Origin of the sequence: Streptomyces sp. NPDC012827, assembly GCF_042900905.1 — a bacterium.
Classification (GTDB): domain Bacteria; phylum Actinomycetota; class Actinomycetes; order Streptomycetales; family Streptomycetaceae; genus Streptomyces; species Streptomyces gulbargensis.
Genome location: NZ_JBIBBY010000008.1, coordinates 160,936 through 178,555, shown reverse-complemented (window position 1 = coordinate 178,555; position 17,620 = coordinate 160,936). Strand labels below are relative to the sequence as shown.

General features: G+C 73.6%; 14 protein-coding genes and 1 pseudogene. 8 read left to right on the top strand and 7 right to left on the bottom strand.

Going from position 1 to position 17,620, the window contains the following annotated elements:
- Nucleotides 1–263 precede the first annotated feature (263 nt).
- The 3 genes and pseudogenes from ACFY60_RS19430 to ACFY60_RS19420 all read left to right on the top strand — a co-directional run.
- A pseudogene (locus tag ACFY60_RS19430) lies at nt 264–512 on the top strand (carbohydrate ABC transporter permease); the annotation flags it as partial.
- Nucleotides 513–547: 35 nt separating this feature from the next.
- The gene (locus ACFY60_RS19425; RefSeq protein WP_388611978.1) at nt 548–754 is read left to right on the top strand and encodes a hypothetical protein; all 207 of its coding nucleotides are present in this window, start codon (nt 548–550) and stop codon (nt 752–754) included.
- Complete coding sequence (locus tag ACFY60_RS19420) at nt 751–3,045, top strand: glycoside hydrolase N-terminal domain-containing protein (protein WP_388611977.1); 2,295 nt, start codon at nt 751–753, stop codon at nt 3,043–3,045. Before ACFY60_RS19425 ends, ACFY60_RS19420 begins: the two co-directional genes overlap by 4 nt.
- Nucleotides 3,046–3,091: 46 nt before the next feature.
- Here the strand turns inward: ACFY60_RS19420 and ACFY60_RS19415 are convergent, their stop codons facing one another.
- Both ACFY60_RS19415 and ACFY60_RS19410 read right to left on the bottom strand, forming a co-directional pair.
- Nucleotides 3,092–4,114 (bottom strand): zinc-binding dehydrogenase, encoded by a 1,023-nt coding sequence (locus ACFY60_RS19415; protein WP_388611976.1) that lies wholly within the window; start codon nt 4,112–4,114, stop codon nt 3,092–3,094.
- Entirely contained in the window at nt 4,111–5,265 is a 1,155-nt protein-coding gene (locus ACFY60_RS19410; protein WP_388611975.1) for a mandelate racemase/muconate lactonizing enzyme family protein, read from the bottom strand. The genes ACFY60_RS19415 and ACFY60_RS19410 overlap by 4 nt, the downstream gene beginning before the upstream one ends.
- Nucleotides 5,266–5,464: 199 nt before the next feature.
- Here ACFY60_RS19410 and ACFY60_RS19405 point away from each other — a divergent pair, with 199 nt between their 5' ends.
- Nucleotides 5,465–6,235, top strand: coding sequence for an IclR family transcriptional regulator (locus tag ACFY60_RS19405; RefSeq protein ID WP_388611974.1), 771 nt, complete (start codon nt 5,465–5,467; stop codon nt 6,233–6,235).
- Nucleotides 6,236–6,471: 236 nt separating this feature from the next.
- Here ACFY60_RS19405 and ACFY60_RS19400 read toward each other — a convergent pair whose 3' ends face one another.
- Nucleotides 6,472–8,052: an arabinogalactan endo-beta-1,4-galactanase gene (locus tag ACFY60_RS19400; RefSeq protein WP_388611973.1), complete on the bottom strand. Its 1,581-nt coding sequence runs from the start codon at nt 8,050–8,052 to the stop codon at nt 6,472–6,474.
- A 145-nt stretch (nt 8,053–8,197) separates the two neighbouring features.
- Nucleotides 8,198–10,231 (bottom strand): beta-galactosidase, encoded by a 2,034-nt coding sequence (locus ACFY60_RS19395; protein ID WP_388611972.1) that lies wholly within the window; start codon nt 10,229–10,231, stop codon nt 8,198–8,200.
- A 210-nt stretch (nt 10,232–10,441) separates the two neighbouring features.
- Here ACFY60_RS19395 and ACFY60_RS19390 point away from each other — a divergent pair, with 210 nt between their 5' ends.
- From ACFY60_RS19390 to ACFY60_RS19375, 4 genes are read left to right on the top strand one after another with little or no spacing between them, the layout of a single operon-like run.
- Entirely contained in the window at nt 10,442–11,758 is a 1,317-nt protein-coding gene (locus ACFY60_RS19390) for an ABC transporter substrate-binding protein (RefSeq protein ID WP_388611971.1), read from the top strand.
- The gene (locus tag ACFY60_RS19385; protein ID WP_388611970.1) at nt 11,755–12,687 is read left to right on the top strand and encodes a carbohydrate ABC transporter permease; all 933 of its coding nucleotides are present in this window, start codon (nt 11,755–11,757) and stop codon (nt 12,685–12,687) included. Before ACFY60_RS19390 ends, ACFY60_RS19385 begins: the two co-directional genes overlap by 4 nt.
- Nucleotides 12,684–13,604 carry a carbohydrate ABC transporter permease gene (locus tag ACFY60_RS19380; protein ID WP_388611969.1) on the top strand — a complete coding sequence of 307 codons (921 nt, stop codon included), beginning with the start codon at nt 12,684–12,686 and terminating at the stop codon, nt 13,602–13,604. The genes ACFY60_RS19385 and ACFY60_RS19380 overlap by 4 nt, the downstream gene beginning before the upstream one ends.
- A 29-nt stretch (nt 13,605–13,633) precedes the next feature.
- On the top strand, nt 13,634–14,659 hold the full coding sequence (locus ACFY60_RS19375; RefSeq protein ID WP_388611968.1) for a LacI family DNA-binding transcriptional regulator: 1,026 nt from the start codon (nt 13,634–13,636) through the stop codon (nt 14,657–14,659).
- A 25-nt stretch (nt 14,660–14,684) separates the two neighbouring features.
- On the opposite strand, the gene ACFY60_RS19370 is transcribed toward ACFY60_RS19375, so the two are convergent.
- Genes ACFY60_RS19370 through ACFY60_RS19360 form a run of 3 tightly spaced genes read right to left on the bottom strand, consistent with a single transcriptional unit; the run spans nt 14,685 to nt 17,466 of the window.
- Entirely contained in the window at nt 14,685–15,332 is a 648-nt protein-coding gene (locus ACFY60_RS19370; RefSeq protein ID WP_388611967.1) for a lactate utilization protein C, read from the bottom strand.
- Nucleotides 15,329–16,753 (bottom strand): lactate utilization protein B, encoded by a 1,425-nt coding sequence (locus tag ACFY60_RS19365; RefSeq protein WP_388611966.1) that lies wholly within the window; start codon nt 16,751–16,753, stop codon nt 15,329–15,331. The genes ACFY60_RS19370 and ACFY60_RS19365 overlap by 4 nt, the downstream gene beginning before the upstream one ends.
- Nucleotides 16,750–17,466, bottom strand: coding sequence for a (Fe-S)-binding protein (locus ACFY60_RS19360; protein WP_388611965.1), 717 nt, complete (start codon nt 17,464–17,466; stop codon nt 16,750–16,752). The genes ACFY60_RS19365 and ACFY60_RS19360 overlap by 4 nt, the downstream gene beginning before the upstream one ends.
- Nucleotides 17,467–17,620 lie beyond the last annotated feature (154 nt).

Sequence of the window (17,620 nt, the reverse complement as noted above, 5' to 3'; positions counted from 1 at the left end):
CGATGCTCGGTCGGTGCGCCTCGGGTGTCAAGGCGTCAGGGAGCCGTACTTGCCGCGTGGCGGCACGTACGCGAGAGCCCTCAGGAGCCCGCACAGACCTGACAGTCTCGGGGGCGGCTCTTGTCGCGCCTGCGGCGTTGCCTTAACCTCGCAGCGATATCGAAGCGCTTCGACTTGCTGTGTGCGGCCCGCCCGCGCGCGCCGGTCAGTGCCTCGCCGACGCGCAGGCTCCCGGAGGGTCCGGGCGATGACGCCGGATCCGCTGGTGCGCCTGGTCCAACGCCTCCGTCCACCTCGCCGACCAGGACATGATGCCCCGCGTGCTTCTCCCGCTCGTGCGGAAGTGGGAGAGCCCCGTCGGACCCGGCCAGGCCGTCAAGGGCGGCACCCTGTCCGGGCTCGCCGTCGGGACGGCCGTCATGGTCCTCACCCCGCTGCCCCCGGCCGCCCTCCCGCCCTTCGTCCGGAAGCACGTCGCGAAGGGCATGCGCACCGGCGCCGTCAAGGGCTGACCGGCGCCCCGCCCCCTGCCTACCGGAAGAGTCCCATGCCGAGCCCCGACGACCTCACCCGCCCGCCCGGCCGCCCCTCCCGGCTCCCGCACGGCGGCGACCGGAACCCCGAACAGTGGCCCGGGGACCCCGTCACCGTCCCCCTGCCCGGCCCCCACCGCGACCCGCTCACGGGCGAACGCGCCGGGGTGACCGTCCGCCCCGACCGGTTCGGCGCCGCCGCCCCGGAGGACACCCCGTGACCCGCGGCCCCGTCCACGGCACCTGGGAGCCGGCGCCCGCCGCCCGCTGGGAGGACGCCTACCTCACCGGCAACGGACGCCACGGCGCCCTGGTCCACGGCGACCCCGGGGACGACCGGGTGATCGTGACCCACCACACCCTCGTACGACCCCACCACGCCCCAGGCGACACCGACCCGCCCCGGCTCGCCGCCGCGCTCCCCGCCCTGCAGGACGCCCTGCTCGCCGGGGACACGACCGCCGCCGAGCACTTCACCGACGGCCGCCCCCTGCGGTGGGTCGCACCCTTCCACCCCGCCTTCCAGACCCGCGTCCGGCGCCCGCCGGGCCACCCCGCCGCCCCCGTCCGGCGTTCCGTCGACTTCACCACCGGCCTCGTCACCTCGGTGTCCGGCGCCCGCCGCGCGGAGGTCTTCGTCTCCCGCGCCGACGACGTCCTCGTCCAGCACGTCACCGCCCCGGGGCCCGCCGTCGAGATCACCCTCGACGAGCGGCTGCCCGGCGCCCCCGCCACGGCCGGCGTGGCTCGCGGCACCGCCTGCTCCGCCGGTGAGACCGTGCTGACCCTGCGGGTCCGCTACCCCGGCAGCCCCCTCGGCTACACCGGCGTCACCCTGCTCCGCGCCGATTCCGGCCGAACCACCCTGACCGCCCGGGGCGTACGCGTCGAGGGCGCCGGCCACCTGCTGCTGCTCACCCGGGTCCGCCGCCACACGGGGGAGCTCGACCCGGAGACGGAGGCCGACGCCCTGCGCGCCCTGCTCACCGCCGCCGCCCGGGGACGGCCCTCACCCGGGCCCGCCGCCCTGCACCACCGGCTGCTCGCCCGCCACACCGCCCTGCACCGCCCCGCCTACCGGCGCGTCGTCCTCGACCTCCACGCCGACCCGGCCGAACGGGCGCTGCCCGGCTCCGCGCTCCTGCGCCGCCCCCACAGCCCCGCCCTCCTCGAACGCCTCTTCGCCGCCGGCCGTCACCACCTGCTCTGCTCCTCCGGCATGCTCCCGCCCCGGCTCACCGGACTGTGGACCGGCGACTGGGACACGGCCTGGTCCGGCGCCTTCACCACCAACGCCAACCTCAACCTCCAGACCGCCTCCGCCGTCGCCGCGGACCTGCCGGAGGTGACACGGGCCCAGGCCGCCCTGATCCGGGGCCAGTTGGATCACTGGCGGGACAACGCGCGGGCCATCTTCGGCGCCCGGGGCGTCGCCGCCCCCTCCCACACCGACGGCGTCAGCGGGCACACCTACCACTTCAGCCGCGCCTACCCCCTCCACCTGTGGACCGCGGGCGCGGACTGGCTGCTCAAACCCCTGCTCGACCAGGACGAGGCCGACGGCCGGCGCGATCCCTGGCTCACAGGGGTCCTCACCGAACTGGCATCCTTCTACGAGGACTTCCTCACCCGGACCGGCCCTGACGGCCACCTGGCCGTCGTCCCCTCCTACTCCCCGGAGAACCGCCCGCGCGGCGGCAGCTGGGGCGCGGTCAACGCCACCATGGACCTCGCGGCAGCCCGGCACGCCCTGCGCGCCGCCGCCGACCGGCTCCCGCCCGCCCACGCCGCCCGCCTGCGCGCCCTCGCCGACCGGCTGCCCCCCTACCGGGTCAACGAGGACGGGGCGCTCGCCGAATGGGCCTGGCCCGGCCTCGCCGACCGCTACGACCACCGGCACCTCAGCCATCTCTACCCGGTGTGGCCGCTGGACGAGATCGACCCGGAGGACACCCCCGGCCTCGCCCGCGCCGCCCTGCGCGCCCTCGCCCTGCGCGGCAGCGAGAACGACTCCGCGCACGGCCACCTCCACCACGGTCTCGTCGCCGCCCGCCTGGGCGACGCCCACCGCACCACGGAGGCGTTCGCCCGGGTGCTCACCGGCGACTACTTCCACGACTCGCTCATGAGCGCCCACTACCCGGCCCGGAACGTCTACAACGCCGACGCCGCCCACGCCCTGCCCGCCCTCGTCCTGGAAGCGCTCGTCCAGTCCCGCCCGGACCGGCTCGTCCTGCTGCCCGCCGTGCCCGACCGCTGGCCGGCGGGCCGCGTCACCGGCGTACGGACCCGGTTCGGCGCCCGTGTCGACCTCAGCTGGTCCCCGGCCGGTCACCGGGCCGTCGTACACCCCGCCCGCGACGCCGCCGTCACCGTCCGGCACCCCGGCGGCAGCCGCCGGCTGGACCTGCGCGCGGGCCGGGTCACGGTCGTCACGGGCCCCGCGCCCCGGCGGCCCCCCGGCGGAGGACCGGGCGCCGCGGCGGCGGACCCGAACCCTCCCGCACGGTGAGGACCGGAGGGAGCGGCTGGTCCGACGGAAGGGTCCCGTCACGTTGTCAGGGGACGAGAAGCACCTTGCCTGTCGCCGGATCGCCGCCCCCCACCAGGGCGAGCGCCTCACCGAACCGTTCCAGCGGGAAGGTGTGCGTGACGAGCGCGGCCGGGTCGAGCAGACCGGCGGAGAAGGCGCGGACCGCGTCCGCCCAGGCCGCCGACGAGGCGCCGAAGACGCTGCGCACCTCCAGCTGACTGACCGACAGGTGCACGGGATCGATGCCGGCCGCTCCCTCCGTGAACATCCCGGTCAGCACCACCCGGCCGCCCCGGCGGGCGAGCCGGCAGGACGAGGCGGCCGTCGTCGGCGCCCCCGCCGTCTCCACCACCAGGTCGAAGCGGCCCTCCGCGCCCGCGGCCTCCGCCGGGCCGAGCGCCCGGTCCGCCCCGAAACCGAGGGCCCGCGCGCGCCGGGCGGCGCTCGGATCGATCACGGTCAGCTCGGCGGGGGAGGAGGCGGCGAGCCACTGGACGGCGAGCGCCCCGAGGGTTCCGGCGCCCACGACGGCGATGCGTCCGCCCGGCCGGGGCCGCCCGGCCCGTACCGCCCCGGCGATCACGGCGGCGGGCTCCAGGAGCGCGGCCGCCCGCAGGTCGGCCCCCTCGGGCAGGGGGTGCAACAGCCGCGCCGGGACCAGCAGGTGGTCGGCGAAGGCGCCCGGCTCGGTGAAACCGGTCTCCGCGTACCCGCCCGTGCACAGGCTCGTCTCCCCGTCCCGGCACCGTTCGCACGTCCCGCAGGGGCGGAAGCCCTCCGCGACGCACGGCCGGCCCACCAGCGCCCCGTCCACCCCGGGTCCCACCGCCTCGACGGTGCCCGCCCACTCGTGGCCGGGCACCACCGGATAGCGCACGTAACCAGGGGCGCGGCGGCCCTCGTACAGCTCACGGTCGCTCCCGCACATCCCGGCCGCCGCCACCCGTACCCGCACCTCGCCCGGCCCGGGTACGGGGACGGGTGAGGTGACCAGGCGGTGCGAGCCCGGCCGGTCGACGAGGACCGCCCGGCCGGTCGTGGCGGTCACGCCGGCCGCCTCCGCTCCCAGCCCTCGGCCCACAGGTCGAACCGGGCCCGCTGCCGCGGGAACTCGGCCGCCGCGTCCACATCGAACTCGACACCGAGGCCCGGGGCGTAGGAGATCGTGAAGCAGCCGGTCTCCGGGTCCACCTCGGGGGCCCCGCGGACCACGTTCCTGATCTCCGCGTCGGCGAAGTCGTTGAAGTGCTCCAGAATCTTGAAGTTGGGTGTGCAGGCGGCAAGTTGCAGGGAGGCGGCGGTGAGGACCGCGCCGCCCACGTTGTGCGGGGCGACCAGGACGTAGTGGGTCTCGGCGGTCGCGGCGAGTTTGCGCGCCTCCAGGATGCCGCCGATGTGCCCGACGTCCGGCTGGATGACATCCGCGGCCTGCGACTCGAACAGCTCCCGGAACTCGATCCGGTCGTGGATCCGCTCCCCGGTCGCCACCGGCATCTCCACCCGCTCCGCCACCTTCGCCAGCGCCTTGAGGTTCTCCGGCGGCACCGGCTCCTCCAGCCACGCCGGCCGGTACGGCGCCAGCTCGCGCGCCAGCCGTACCGCCGTCGCCGGAGAGAAGCGCCCGTGCATCTCCACCATCAGTTCCACGTCCGGCCCGACCGCGTCCCGGACCGCCTCGACGAGGGAGACCGCGTACCGCGAGGCCGCCGCGTCCAGCTCCAGATGACCGTTCCCGAACGGGTCGATCTTCAGCGCGCGGTACCCGCGCTCCACCACCCCGCGCGCCGCCGCGTGGTACCCCTCGGGGGTCCGTTCGGTGGTGTACCAGCCGTTCGCGTACGCCTTCACCCGCTCGGTCACCTTGCCCCCGAGCAGCTGCCAGACGGGCACGCCCAGCGCCTTGCCCTTGATGTCCCAGCAGGCCATCTCCACGACGGCGATCCCGGACATCACGATCTCGCCGGCCCGCCCGAAGTCCCCGTACTTCATGCGCCGCACCAGGTCCTCCACCGCGAAGGGGTCGGAGCCCGCGATGTGGTTGGCCTCCGCCTCGCGCAGATAGCCGAGCAGCGCGTCGGTGTGCCCCAGCATGCGGGTCTCCCCGACACCGGTCAGCCCCTCGTCGGTATGGACCAGGACGTACGTGAGATTGCGCCACGGCGTGCCGACGACATGAGTGGTGATTCCCGTGATGCGCACGGTGGTTGCTCCTTGGGACGTCGGAAGGGAGGGGGAGGGCCCGGCCGACCGGGGTGCCGGCCGGGCGAAGCGGCGTGACCGCGGGCAGCGGCCCGCCCGGCGCCGGGCGTTGCCCCCACCCCGGCGCACGGATAGTCTCTGTTCGCGATTTCGATCGCAGTATGGAATACCGAACGGTGCGAGGGTGAGGTGGGGGGCCATGGGACGACTCGTTCCCGCGGTGACCAGGGCGTTCGACATCCTGGAACTGTTCCTCCACGGGGACGGGACGCTCTCCGCCCCGGAGATCACCCGCCGCCTCCAGCTGCCGCGCACCACCACCCACGAACTGGTCACCACCCTGGTCGCCCGCAACTACCTGATGCCCGTGCCCGACCAGCCCGGCCGCTACCGCCTCGGCGTACGCACCTACCAGCTCGGCAGCCGCTACGCCGAGGAACTCGACCTCGCGGCCGAGGGACGGCAGGTCGCCCAGGAGGTGGCCGAGACCTGCGGTGAGACGGTGCACGTGGCCCTCCTGGAGGACATGGACGTCATCTACATCGCCAAGGTGGACTCCACCCATGCCGTACGGATGGTCTCCGCCGCGGGACGCCGCCTCCCCGCCCACTGCACGGCGGTCGGCAAGATGCTGCTCGCCACCCTTCCCGAGGCCGAGCTCGAGGCCCGCCTCGACGGGCGCGAGCTGACGGCGATGACCCCGAACAGCCTCACCGACCCGGACGCGCTGCGCGCCGCGCTCGCCGAGATCAGGGTCCTCGGCGTCGCCGTCGAGCAGCGCGAGTCCAACCCGGACGTGAGCTGCGTCGCCGCGCCGGTACGCGACCGAGGCGGCCGGGTGGTCGCCGCCCTCTCCATCTCCGTCCCCGTCCACCGCTGGCACGAGGAGCGCGAGAACGAACTGACCGCCCTGGCCGTGCGCGGCGCCGGCGACCTCTCGGCCCGCCTGGGTTTCCGCGCCCCGCGCTAGGCCGTGTCTTTCGGATCTTGCCGGGCTCGCGGCGCCTGGCACCGCGCCCCTCCCCCGTGGCCCTTCGGGCACGGGAGGTGCCCCCAGCGTTGACGTCGGTCGCCGATGCTCCGCATGGACTCCCTCCTCCGCCTTGCGATGCACGGCGCCAGACGCCGCTCCCTGATCCGGCCTGATCCAAAAGACACGGCCTAGAACGGGCCCGGTCCCCCCGCGGCGGAAGGTCAGCGAAAGGGTCAGCGGTGGGCGAACCAGGAGGCCGCCGGCAGCAGCCTGCTGTCGTAGTCGAACAGGGCCTGGTTCTCCCAGCCGTTGCCCGAGGCCGGGTCGGCCGGGTCCCAGCCGTTGCCCGCGACGGCCGTCCAGGCCGGTTCCCAGTACACGACACCCAGCCCACGGCCGTTCGGCACCGCCTCCACCACGTTCATCACGTCCCGCAGCCAGGCCGACTGACCGGCCGGGCTCGCCGGATAGCCGGCCACCAGCTCCGAGGGCCGGTCGATGATGTTCTCGTGCGCGTCCTCGCTGTCCAGACGGAACGGGTAGGCCGTCTCCACCACCAGGACCTTCTTGCCGTAGCGGGCGGAGACGTCGTCCAGATTGGCCTGGAGCGCGGACAGAGCGCCGTGCCAGTAGCCGTAGAAGGACAGCGCGATCACGTCGTAGGGGACGCCCTGGGCGGCCGCGTTGTCGAACCAGCTCCGGTACAGGGCGTTGTCGCCGCCGTGCGCGAGGTGGAGCGCGATCTGCGTGGACGGCGAGACCGCCTTGGCGGCGGCGATGCCGGACTTCAGCAGACCGGCGAGCCGCGGCCAGTCGCCGGTCGAGCCCTCGGGCCACAGCATGCCGGTGTTGATCTCGTTGCCGATCTGCACCATGTCGGCGGTGGTCCCCTGCGCCTTCAGGGCGTTGAGGACGTCGTACGTGTGGTCGTACACATCGGTCCTGAGCCGGTCGTACGAATGCCCCTGCCAGGCGGCGGGCTTGGTCTGCGCGCCCGGGTCCGCCCAGGTGTCCGAGTAGTGGAAGTCGACGAGCAGCTTCATGCCCTGCGCCTTGATGCGCCGGGCGGTGGAAAGGACGCGCGCCTTGTCGTTGTAGCCGTCGGCCGGGTTCACCCACACCTTCAGGCGGCCGTAGGTGGCGCCGGCGCCCTTGAGGAGCGCGACGGGATCGCCGGCCGTCCCGGAGGCGTTCTTGTAGGTGCCGCCCAGGTCCTCGCTCTTCTTCAGGCCCGAGAGGTCCACGCCCTTCACGCTGAGCCCGGTCGAGCCGGGGGTGAAGGTGAGGTCGTCCACGTTGAGCCAGTTGCCCGCGTGGGCGTCGGAGTTGACGCTGATCGTGCAACCGCCGCCGACGACCTTGACGGAGGTCACGATCCGTATCCACGAGCTGGTCGTGACCGGCAGGTCGGTGCGCTGCTCCGGCGAGCCGCAGTTGCGCAGCGCGAGGTAGGCCGCCTTCTGGCCGCCGCCGGAACGCACCCAGGCGCTGAGCGTGTACGTGCCGTCGGTGAGCCCGGAGAGGTACTGGTAGGTCTCGACCTTGTACGCCGATGACGACCAGTGCGAGAGGCGGTGGCCGCCGCTGCGGCCGCCCGCCTCGGTGAAGGAGGCGGCGTGCTGGCCGGCGGCGGAGTAGGTGGACCAGCCGGAGGGGGTGGCCGTGCCGGTGCCGTCGGCCTCGAAGCCGCCGTTGGTGAGGGTGCTCGCGGCGGCGGCCTGCTGCGCGGGCAGCGGACCGGCGAGGAGGGCGGCGCCCAGGGCGCCGGCGAGCGCCGCGGCCCGCAGGCGGAAGCGGCTCTTGGTGAGGTGCATCGTCGATGTCCCTTCGACGGTGAAGGCGGGGGAAGTGGTGGTGCGGTGGTGCCGTCGTGCGGTGGGGCGGCTCACCCGGGGGCGGCGCGGCGACGCGGCCGCCCCCGGGGAGATCAGGGGGCGGGGAGCGGGGCGTGGGCGGGCGTCAGCCGTCGAGGCGCACGACGCGCACGGCTCCGGCCGGGACGGCGAGCCCGCCGCTCACCGGCGCCCCGCCGAGCAGCTCCGTACCGGTGCCGGTTCCGGGTCCGTCCAGCGGCACCTCGGCGTCCTCGGGGGAGTGGTTGAGCGCGAAGAGGTAGTGGCCCCCGGGACCGGCGCGGCGCACGACCTCCACGTCGCGCGGCAGGCCCGGACGGCCGGGCACCCCGGCGTCCTCGCAGGCGGCCGCCACGATCGCGTCCAGCGAGGCAGCGTCGAGCCGGGTGGAGACGTACCAGGCGGTGCCGCGCCCGAGCCGGTGCCGGGTCACGGCGGGCCGGCCGGCGGCGGGCCCGTCCGCGTACGACCACACGGTCTGCGCGCCGCGCGGCACGACGAACTCGGTCCACACGTCACCGGTGAGCGAGGCGCCGCCGGGACCGGTGATCCGGACGCGCTGGTCGTCCAGGAGCGGGGACCACTCCTCCACGGTGAGGCCGAGGACGTCGCGCAGGGCGCCCGGGTAGGCGCCCGGGTGAACGGCGTCGTGCTCGTCGACGATCCCGGAGAAGTACGAGACGACGAGCGTGCCGCCGTTCTCCACGTAGGCGCGGAGGTTGGCCCCGGCGGCCTCCGTCGTCAGGTAGAGCGCGGGCACGACGACCAGCGGGTAGGCCGACAGGTCGGACTCCGGGTGGGCGAAGTCGACGGTCAGGTGCCGGTCGTACAGCGTCTCGTAGAAGCTGTCGGCCCGCTCGCGGGCGTCGTGGGCCTCGCTCGGCCGCCAGTCGAGGCCCTGCGCCCACCAGGAGTGCCAGTCCCAGAGCATGGCGACGTCCGGGACGGTACGGGTGCCGCGCAGCTCGGCGAGCGCGTCGAGGCCGGCGCCGAGGGCGACGACCTCCCGCCAGACCCGGGTGTCGGTGCCGCCGTGCGGGACCATCGCCGAGTGGAACTTCTCGGCGCCGCGCCGGGACTGGCGCCACTGGAAGAACATCGCGCCCTCCGAGCCCCGGGCCACATGGGCCAGGGAGTTGCGGGCCATCTCGCCGGGCCGCTTGGCCGGGTTGCGGGCCTGCCAGTTCACCCCCGACGTGGAGTGCTCCAGGAGCAGCCAGGGGGCGCCGCCCGCGACCGAGCGGGTGAGGTCGGCGGCCATCGCCAGGTTGACGTGGGTGCGGCGGCCGTCGGTGATCAGGTAGTGGTCGTTGGTGACGAGGTCGACCTCGCGGCCCCAGGTCCAGTAGTCGACGGAGTCGCACTGGCTGAGCGCGGTCATGAAGTTGGTGGTGACCGGGATGCCGGGTGCCAGACCGTGCAGGATGTCGCGTTCCATCCGGAAGTTCTCCAGCAGGGTCGCGTCGGCGAAGCGGCGGTAGTCGAGCCGCTGGGCCGGATTGCCGGCGGTCGGGGTGGCGCGCGGCGGGTCGATCTCCTCGTACGAGCCGTAGCGCTGACCCCAGAAGGCGGTGCCCCAGGCCTCGTTGACGGCCTCGACGGAGCCGTACGTCCGGTCGAGCCAGCGGCGGAAGTGGGCGGCGCAGCTGTCGCAGTAGCAGGCGCTGACGGGCACGCCGTACTCGTTGTGGACGTGCCAGAGGGCGAGCGCCGGGTGGCCGCCGTAGCGGCGGGCCAGCTCGGTGGTGATGCCGGCGGCGGCGGCGCGGTAGGCGGGGGAGCTGTGACAGATGGCCCCGCGTGAGCCGTGGGAGTACCGCACTCCCTCGGCGGTGACCGGCAGCGCCTCGGGGTGGAGGCGGTAGAACCAGGCGGGCGGGGCGACCGTGGGGGTGCCGAGGTCGACGCGGATGCCGTGCTCGTGCAGGAGGTCGAGGAGCCGGTCGAGCCAGCCGAAGTCGTACCGGCCGCGCTCGGGTTCGAGGAGGGCCCAGGAGAAGATTCCGACGCTCACCATGGTGACGCCGGCCTCGCGCATGAGCCGGACGTCCTCCTGCCAGACGCTTTCCGGCCACTGTTCGGGGTTGTAGTCCCCGCCGAACGCGAGCCGGTGCAGGCCCTTGGGAGTGGTCTGCGGCATGAGTCTCTCCTGAAACCTCGGACGGGGCTGAAGAGTTCCCGCACATGGGAACGTGCACACACCAGATCTCGATGTGACAACGCAACATAACCGCACAGGAACAACCATTGACAAGTGTCTGGAACGTTTCTCTACTGTGAACGCTCACAGACGCATGGTCGGCCTCTCCGTCCGAAGGAGAGGCCCCTTTCGGTCAGGGAGAACCCACCCATGCCCCACATCACGCGCCGCGCTCTCGCCGCCGCCACCGCCGTTCTGCTCGGCGCCACCGCGCTCACCGCCTGCGGCTCCGGTTCCGGCGGCGGGGAAGGCGCCGGATCCGGCCCGGTCGAACTCACCTACTGGGCCTGGGCGCCCGGCATGGACAAGGTCGCCGCCCTCTGGAACGCCGAACACCCCGACATCCGGGTCACGGTGCAGAAGCAGGCCTCCGGCGACGACCTGGTCACCAAGATCATCACCGCGGCCAAGGCCCACGAGGGCCCCGACCTGGTCCAGGCCGAGTACCAGGCCCTCCCGACCCTCGTGAGCAACGACGCCCTCGCCGACATCGCGAAGGAGACCCGGGGCGTCGAGGACAAGTTCGCCCCCGGCGTCTGGCAGCAGACCACTTTCGGCGGCGAGGCCGTCTACGCCCTGCCGCAGGACTCCGGCCCGATGATGTTCTTCTACCGCGCCGACCTCTTCCGGCAGTACGGCCTGACCGTACCCACCACCTGGGACGAGTTCGCCGCCACCGCCCGCGCCCTGAAGGAGAAGGCCCCCGACAAGGCCCTGACCACCTTCTCCGCCAACGACGCCGGCCTCTTCGCCGGACTCGCCCAGCAGGCCGGCGCCCGGTGGTGGACCTTCGAGGGCGACACCTGGAAGGTCGGCATCGACGACCCCGCCACCCGGAAGGTCGCCGACTTCTGGGGCGGCCTGGTCGCCGAGGGCGCCATCGACAACCAGCCCATGTACACCCCCGCCTGGAACAAGGCCCTCAACACCGGCGAGCAGATCGCCTGGGTCTCCGCCGTCTGGGCCCCGGGCACCCTGACCACCGCCGCCCCCGCCACCAAGGGCAAGTGGGCCATGGCCCCCCTGCCGCAGTGGACCCGCGGCGCCTCCGCCACCGGCAGCTGGGGCGGCTCCTCCACCGCCGTCACCTCCGACTCCCCGCACAAGGAGGCCGCCGCCAAGTTCGCCGTCTGGCTGAACACCGACCCCAAGGCCCTCGCCGCCCTCGTCAAGGAGAGCGGCATCTATCCCGCCGCCACCGCCGCCCAGACCAGCGGCGCCCTCGCCCAGGCCCCCGACTTCTTCGGCAACCAGCCGGACTTCTACACCCGCGCCGCCGAGATCGCGAAGACCACCGCCCCGGCCGCCTGGGGCCCGAACGTGAACGTCGCCTACACCTCCTTCAAGGACGAGTTCGGCAAGGCCGCCAAGGCCCGGACGCGGGCCGCCTTCGGCACCGCCCTCGCCGGCGTCCGGAACACCACCGTCGCCGATCTGCGCAAGCAGGGCTTCGAGGTCGCCCCGTGACGCAGCCCGCCCGGGGCGTGCGCCGGTCGTACGGGGTCAAGGCGGCCCCGTACGGCTTCCTCCTTCCCGCCGCCGTCCTCTTCGTCCTCTTCTTCGCCCTGCCCATCGGCTACGCGATCCGCCTCAGCTTCCACAAGACCGAGATCAAGGGGCTCGGTCTCGGCAAGGGCGCCAAGTCGGAGGTCTTCGCCGGCCTGGAGAACTACACCTCCGCCCTCACCGACCCCGAGTTCACCGCCGGCGCCCTGCGCGTCCTCGGCTACGGCGCCCTCGTCGTCCCCGTCATGCTCGGCCTCGCCCTGATCTTCGCGCTCCTGCTCGACTCCGAGCGCGTCCGGGCCCGCTCCTTCGCCCGGCTCGCGATCTTCCTCCCGTACGCCGTCCCCGGCGTCATCGCCGCCGTCCTCTGGGGCTTCCTCTACCTCCCGGACGTCAGCCCCTTCCACTTCCTCCTGGACCGGCTCGGCCTTCCACGGCCCGACCTGATGGACGGCGGCCCCCTCTACCTCGCCATGGCCAACATCGCCGTCTGGGGCGGCACCGGCTTCAACATGATCGTCATCTACACGGCGCTGCGCTCCCTGCCCCCCGAGATCCACGAGGCGGCCAAGCTGGACGGGTGCTCCGAGTTCCAGATCGCCCTGCGCATCAAGATCCCGATGGTGGCGCCCTCCCTGGTGCTCACCTTCTTCTTCTCGGTCATCGCCACCCTCCAGGTCTTCAACGAACCCACCACGCTCCGGCCGCTCACCAACGGCATCCCCTCCACCTGGAGTCCACTGATGAAGGTCTACAACGACGCCTTCACCGGCGGGAACATCCACGCCGCGTCCGCCACCGCCGTGATCCTCGCCCTCGCCACCTTCGTGCTCTCGTTCGCCCTCCTCCGCGCCTCCAGCCGCCGCACCGCACGAGGAGCCGGCCGATGACCGGACTCACCGCCCCCTCGACGCGTACGACGGCCCCCGGCGTCGCCCAGGACCCGCTCCCCGCCGCCGGCGCGGGCACCCGGGGCCCCCGCCGCACCGCGCTGCTCCCCACCGCGGCCCTCGTCCTCGGCGCCCTCTACTGCCTGCTGCCCGTCGCCTGGGTCCTCGTCGCCGCCACCAAACCGGGCGACGAGCTCTTCTCCACCTTCACCTTCCTGCCCGGCACCGGCCTCGGCGACAACGTCACCGACCTCACCGCCTACCGCGACGGCATCTACTGGCGCTGGATGCTCAACTCCGTGCTGTACGCGGGCCTCGGCGCCGTCCTGTCCACCGCCGTCTCCGCGCTCGCCGGCTACGCCCTCGCCGTCTACCGCTTCCCCGGCCGCGAAGCCTTCTTCAACGTCATGCTCACCGGCGTCCTCATGCCGCCGGTCATCCTCGCCATCCCGCAGTACCTGCTGCTGGCCGAGGCCGGCCTCACCGGCACCTACGCCTCGGTGCTGCTGCCGCTGATCCTCTCCCCGTACGGCGTCTACCTCGGCCGCGTCTACGCCGAGGCCGCCATCCCCATGGAACTCGTCGAGGCGGGCCGCATGGACGGCGCCGGCGAGTGGCGGATCTTCCTGAGGATCGCCGTCCCGATGCTCTCCCCGGGCCTGGTGACGATCTTCCTCTTCCAGTTCGTCGCCATCTGGAACAACTTCCTGCTGCCCTTCATCATGCTCGGCGACGACGAGAAGTTCCCCATGACCGTCGGCCTGTTCACCCTCCTCAAGCAGGGCGCCTCCCAGCCCGCCCTCTACACCCTGGTCATCACCGGCGCGCTCCTGGCCATCGCCCCGCTCATCGCCCTCTTCCTCGTCATCCAGCGCTTCTGGAGCCTCGACCTGCTCTCCGGCGCCGTAAAGTCCTGAACACAGGGGATCGAGGGGAACCACACAGCATGAGCACAGCAGCGAGCAGGCGCCGCCCGGCCACCATCCACGACGTGGCCCGCGAGGCGGGCGTCTCGCGCGGCACCGTCTCCCGTGTCCTCAACGGCGGCCACTACGTCAGCCCCACCGCCAAGGCCGCCGTCGAAGCCGCCATCCGCAGGACCGGGTACGTGGTCAACCGGCACGCCCGCTCCCTGATCACCGGCCGGTCCGACTCGGTCGCCTTCCTCCTGACCGAACCGCAGGAGCGCTTCTTCGAGGACCCCAACTTCAACGTCCTCCTGCGCGCCTGCACCCAGGCCCTCGCCGACCGCGACATCCCGCTCATCCTCATGATCGCGGGCACCGAGGACGAACGCCGCCGCAACCTCCGCTACATCGAGGCCGGTCACGTCGACGGCGTCCTCCTCGTCTCCAGCCACTCCGGGGACCCCGTCGTCACCCGCCTCCACGAGGCCGGAGTCCCCGTCGTCGCCTGCGGCAAGCCGCTCGGGCAGACCGCCCGCATCGGCTACGTCGCGGCCGACGACCGCGAGGGCGCCCGCGACATGGTGCGTCACCTGTACGCCTCCGGGCGGCGCCGGATCGCCACCGTCGGCGGCCCCCTCGACACGCCCGGCGGGGTCGAGCGCCTCGCCGGTTACCGGGAGACCCTCGCCGAGTGCGGCCTGCCGGCCGACGAGGCGCTGATCGCCACCGGCGACTACAGCAGGGCCAGCGGCGAGGAGGCCGCCCGCGTCCTCCTGGAACGCGCCCCCGACATCGACGCCGTCTTCGTCGCCTCCGACCTGATGGCGCAGGGCGTCCTCGACACCCTGGCCCGCGCCGGCCGCCGGGTCCCCGAGGACATCGCCGTCGGCGGCTTCGACGACTCCCCGGCGGCGCTCTCCTCCCGGCCCGCCCTGACCACGATCCGCCAGCCGTGGGACCGGATCAGTGCCGAGATGGTGCGCATGCTCCTCGCCCGGATCGCCGGAGAGGAGCCGTCGGCGGTCATCCTGCCGACCGCGCTCGTCCGGCGGGAATCGGCCTGACCCGGTCCCGGACGGAACCCGCTCCTCAGCCCTCCGTCACCAGGACCACTTCCAGCGTCCGGGGGCCGTGCACCCCTTCCACCCGGTCCAGTTCGATGTCGCTCGTCGCGGACGGGCCGGAGATCCAGGTGAGCGGGCGCGCCGGGTCGAGCCGGGGCAGTGCGAGCGGCACGGAGGCCACCACCTGCTCCGGGGCCCGCACCACGCACAGGTGGAGGTCGGGCACGAGCGTGAGGGCCCGCCGGCCCTGCCCCGGACCGCCGTCCAGGACGATGGTGCCGGTCTCGGCGACGGCCAGGGCGCATCCCGTCACCACCGCGTCCGTGGCGTCCAGTTGCGCCGGTGCGAGCGGCGGCGGCCCGTCCGTCCGCAGCTGTGCCGTCGTCCGCGCGAGCCAGGCGGCGGGCAGGCCGGGCGGTACGGCGACACTGCGGGCGCCGCGCTCGGCGAGGACCCGTCCGATCAGCTCCGCGAGCCCTCCGGGCCCGGTGCGGTGCACCCGGGCGCGGTAGTCGGCCAGATTCTCGTGCAGCAGGTCGAGCAGCGCCGCCGGATCGGCGGCGCTGTGGCTCGTACGGTAGTCGCGGACGGCCGGCGGGGCCTCCGGCGAGCCGGCGACGGCGGCCCTCACCCGGGCGAGGATCCGCTCGCGTGAGGAGGACGGGGACGTCATGCGCGGTTCTTCCTCCACCAGTCGCGGAACGGTTCGGCGGGCAGTTCGGGCAGGTCCCGGTGCTCGGTCCAGCGGCCGACCCCCGGCCCGGGCAGCGTCTTCGGCAGCACGGCACGGCTCGCGGACGCCAGCCGCTCGCCCGCCACGAGCGCCGCGGGACGGTCGAGCAGCCAGGACGCGGCCCGGACCGCCGCCTTCTCCAGCCGGTGCCCCTTCCCGCCCTCCTCCGCCACCCGCTGCCGCAGGTGGACCAGGATCCCGGGGATGTCGATGGCGACCGGGCACACGTCGTAGCAGGCGCCGCAGAGCGAGGAGGCGTACGGCAGCGAGGCGTCGACCGCGCTCGCGGTACCGCGCAGCTGCGGAGTGAGGACGGCGCCGATCGGGCCCGGGTAGACCGAACCGTACGCGTGCCCGCCGGCCCGCTCGTACACCGGGCACACGTTGAGACAGGCCGAACAGCGGATGCAGCGCAGTGCCTGCCGCCCCACCTCGTCGGCGAGCGCGGCGGTGCGCCCGTTGTCCAGCAGCACCAGATGGAAGGCGCGCGGCCCGTCGCCGTCCGCCGTCCCCGTCCACATGCTCGTGTACGGGTTCATGCGCTCGGCCGTCGAGGAACGCGGCAGGGTCTGCAGGAACACCTCCAGGTCCCGCCAGGTCGGCACCACCTTTTCGATGCCGACCACGGAGATCAGGGTCTCCGGCAGGGTCAGGCACATCCGCCCGTTGCCCTCCGACTCCACCACGACGAGGGTGCCGGTCTCGGCCACCATGAAGTTGGCCCCCGAGATCCCGACCTTCGCCCGCAGGAACTTCTCCCGCAGATGCAGCCGTGCCGCCTCCGCCAGCTCGGCCGGCGCGTCCCCAAGGCCGTCCGGCGCCGGCCGCCCCCAGGCGCCCATCCGCGCGCGGAAGATGTCCCGGATCTCCCCCCGGTTGCGGTGGATGGCCGGCACCAGGATGTGCGAGGGGCGGTCCTCGCCGAGCTGCACGATCAGCTCCGCCAGATCCGTCTCGTACGCGGAGATCCCCTCCGCCGCCAGGTGTTCGTTGAGCCCGATCTCCTGCGTGGCCATCGACTTGACCTTGACGACCTCCGTCTCCCCGGTGGCGCGTACCAGGGCGGTGACGATCCCGTTCGCCTCCGCCGCGTCGGCCGCCCAGTGCACCGTCCCGCCCGCCGCCGTCACCGCCTCCTCCAACTGGAGGAGGTACGTGTCGAGGTGACGGAGTGTCCGGTCCTTGATCCGCCGGCCCGCCTCGCGTAGCTCCGCCCAGTCGTCCAGCTCGGCCACCGCCCGCGCCCGCTTGTCGCGGATCGTGTGCGTCGCGTGCCGCAGATTGGCGCGCAGCGTCGGATCACCGACCGCCGCCCGCGCCGCCTCCGGGAACGCCGGCATGCCGACGAAGGTTCCGCTCACCGCCAGGGCTCCTCTTCCGTGCTCGCCAGGATCTCCGCCAGGTGCACCGTCCGCAGCGGCGCGCCCCGACGGCTCGCCATGCCGCCCAGGTGCAGCAGACAGGAATTGTCCGCGCCGCACAGCACGCCGGCACCGGTCGCCAGGGCGTTCGTCAGCTTGTCCGCCCCCATCGCGGCGGAGACGTCCGGGTTCTTCACCGCGAAGGTTCCGCCGAAGCCGCAGCACTCCTCGGCGCCCGGCAGTTCCACCAGGTCCAGTCCCTTCACCGCCTCCAGGAGCCGGCGCGGCCGCTCCCCGAGCCCGAGGAGCCGCAGACCGTGGCAGGACGGGTGGTACGTCACCCGGTGCGGGAAGTACGCGCCCACGTCCGTCACCCCCAGGACGTCGACCAGGAACTCCGTCAACTCGTACACGCGGGGGGCCAGTTCCGCCGCCCGTGGCCCGAACGGCGGATAGTGGTGGCGGACCATCGCCGCGCAGGACCCCGAGGGGACCACCACGTGCTCGTACCCGGCGAAGGCCCGCACGGTGCGCCGCACCAGCGGTTCCGTCTCCCGCCGGTATCCGGTGTTGAACTGCGGCTGCCCGCAGCAGCTCTGGGCCGCGGGGAATTCCACCGTGACCCCCAGCCGCTCCAGGAGCCGGACCGTCGCCACGCCCGTCGCCGGGAACACGGCGTCGTTGACGCAGGTGACGAAGAGGGCGACGCGCATCAGCAGTTCCTCGGGGACGACGGCTCCGGTCGGGCGGCGGCACGGTCCCGGGCCCATCCGGCGCCCCCGCGGTAGGTAGTGTCGCAGGGGCCGCGTCCGCGCGACGAGCCGGCGCATCGACGACGACGGTACGGCTGACCTCCCGGAGGGGGCC

What these genes read in the sequence shown, in the direction of transcription:
- ACFY60_RS19425 (WP_388611978.1), top strand. Translation starts at nt 548, where the DNA reads ATGCCGAGCCCCGACGACCTCACCCGCCCGCCCGGCCGCCCCTCCCGG.
- ACFY60_RS19405 (WP_388611974.1), top strand. Translation starts at nt 5,465, where the DNA reads ATGGGACGACTCGTTCCCGCGGTGACCAGGGCGTTCGACATCCTGGAA.
- ACFY60_RS19400 (WP_388611973.1), bottom strand. Translation starts at nt 8,052, where the DNA reads ATGCACCTCACCAAGAGCCGCTTCCGCCTGCGGGCCGCGGCGCTCGCC.
- ACFY60_RS19395 (WP_388611972.1), bottom strand. Translation starts at nt 10,231, where the DNA reads ATGCCGCAGACCACTCCCAAGGGCCTGCACCGGCTCGCGTTCGGCGGG.
- ACFY60_RS19390 (WP_388611971.1), top strand. Translation starts at nt 10,442, where the DNA reads ATGCCCCACATCACGCGCCGCGCTCTCGCCGCCGCCACCGCCGTTCTG.
- ACFY60_RS19380 (WP_388611969.1), top strand. Translation starts at nt 12,684, where the DNA reads ATGACCGGACTCACCGCCCCCTCGACGCGTACGACGGCCCCCGGCGTC.
- ACFY60_RS19375 (WP_388611968.1), top strand. Translation starts at nt 13,634, where the DNA reads ATGAGCACAGCAGCGAGCAGGCGCCGCCCGGCCACCATCCACGACGTG.
- ACFY60_RS19370 (WP_388611967.1), bottom strand. Translation starts at nt 15,332, where the DNA reads ATGACGTCCCCGTCCTCCTCACGCGAGCGGATCCTCGCCCGGGTGAGG.
- ACFY60_RS19360 (WP_388611965.1), bottom strand. Translation starts at nt 17,466, where the DNA reads ATGCGCGTCGCCCTCTTCGTCACCTGCGTCAACGACGCCGTGTTCCCG.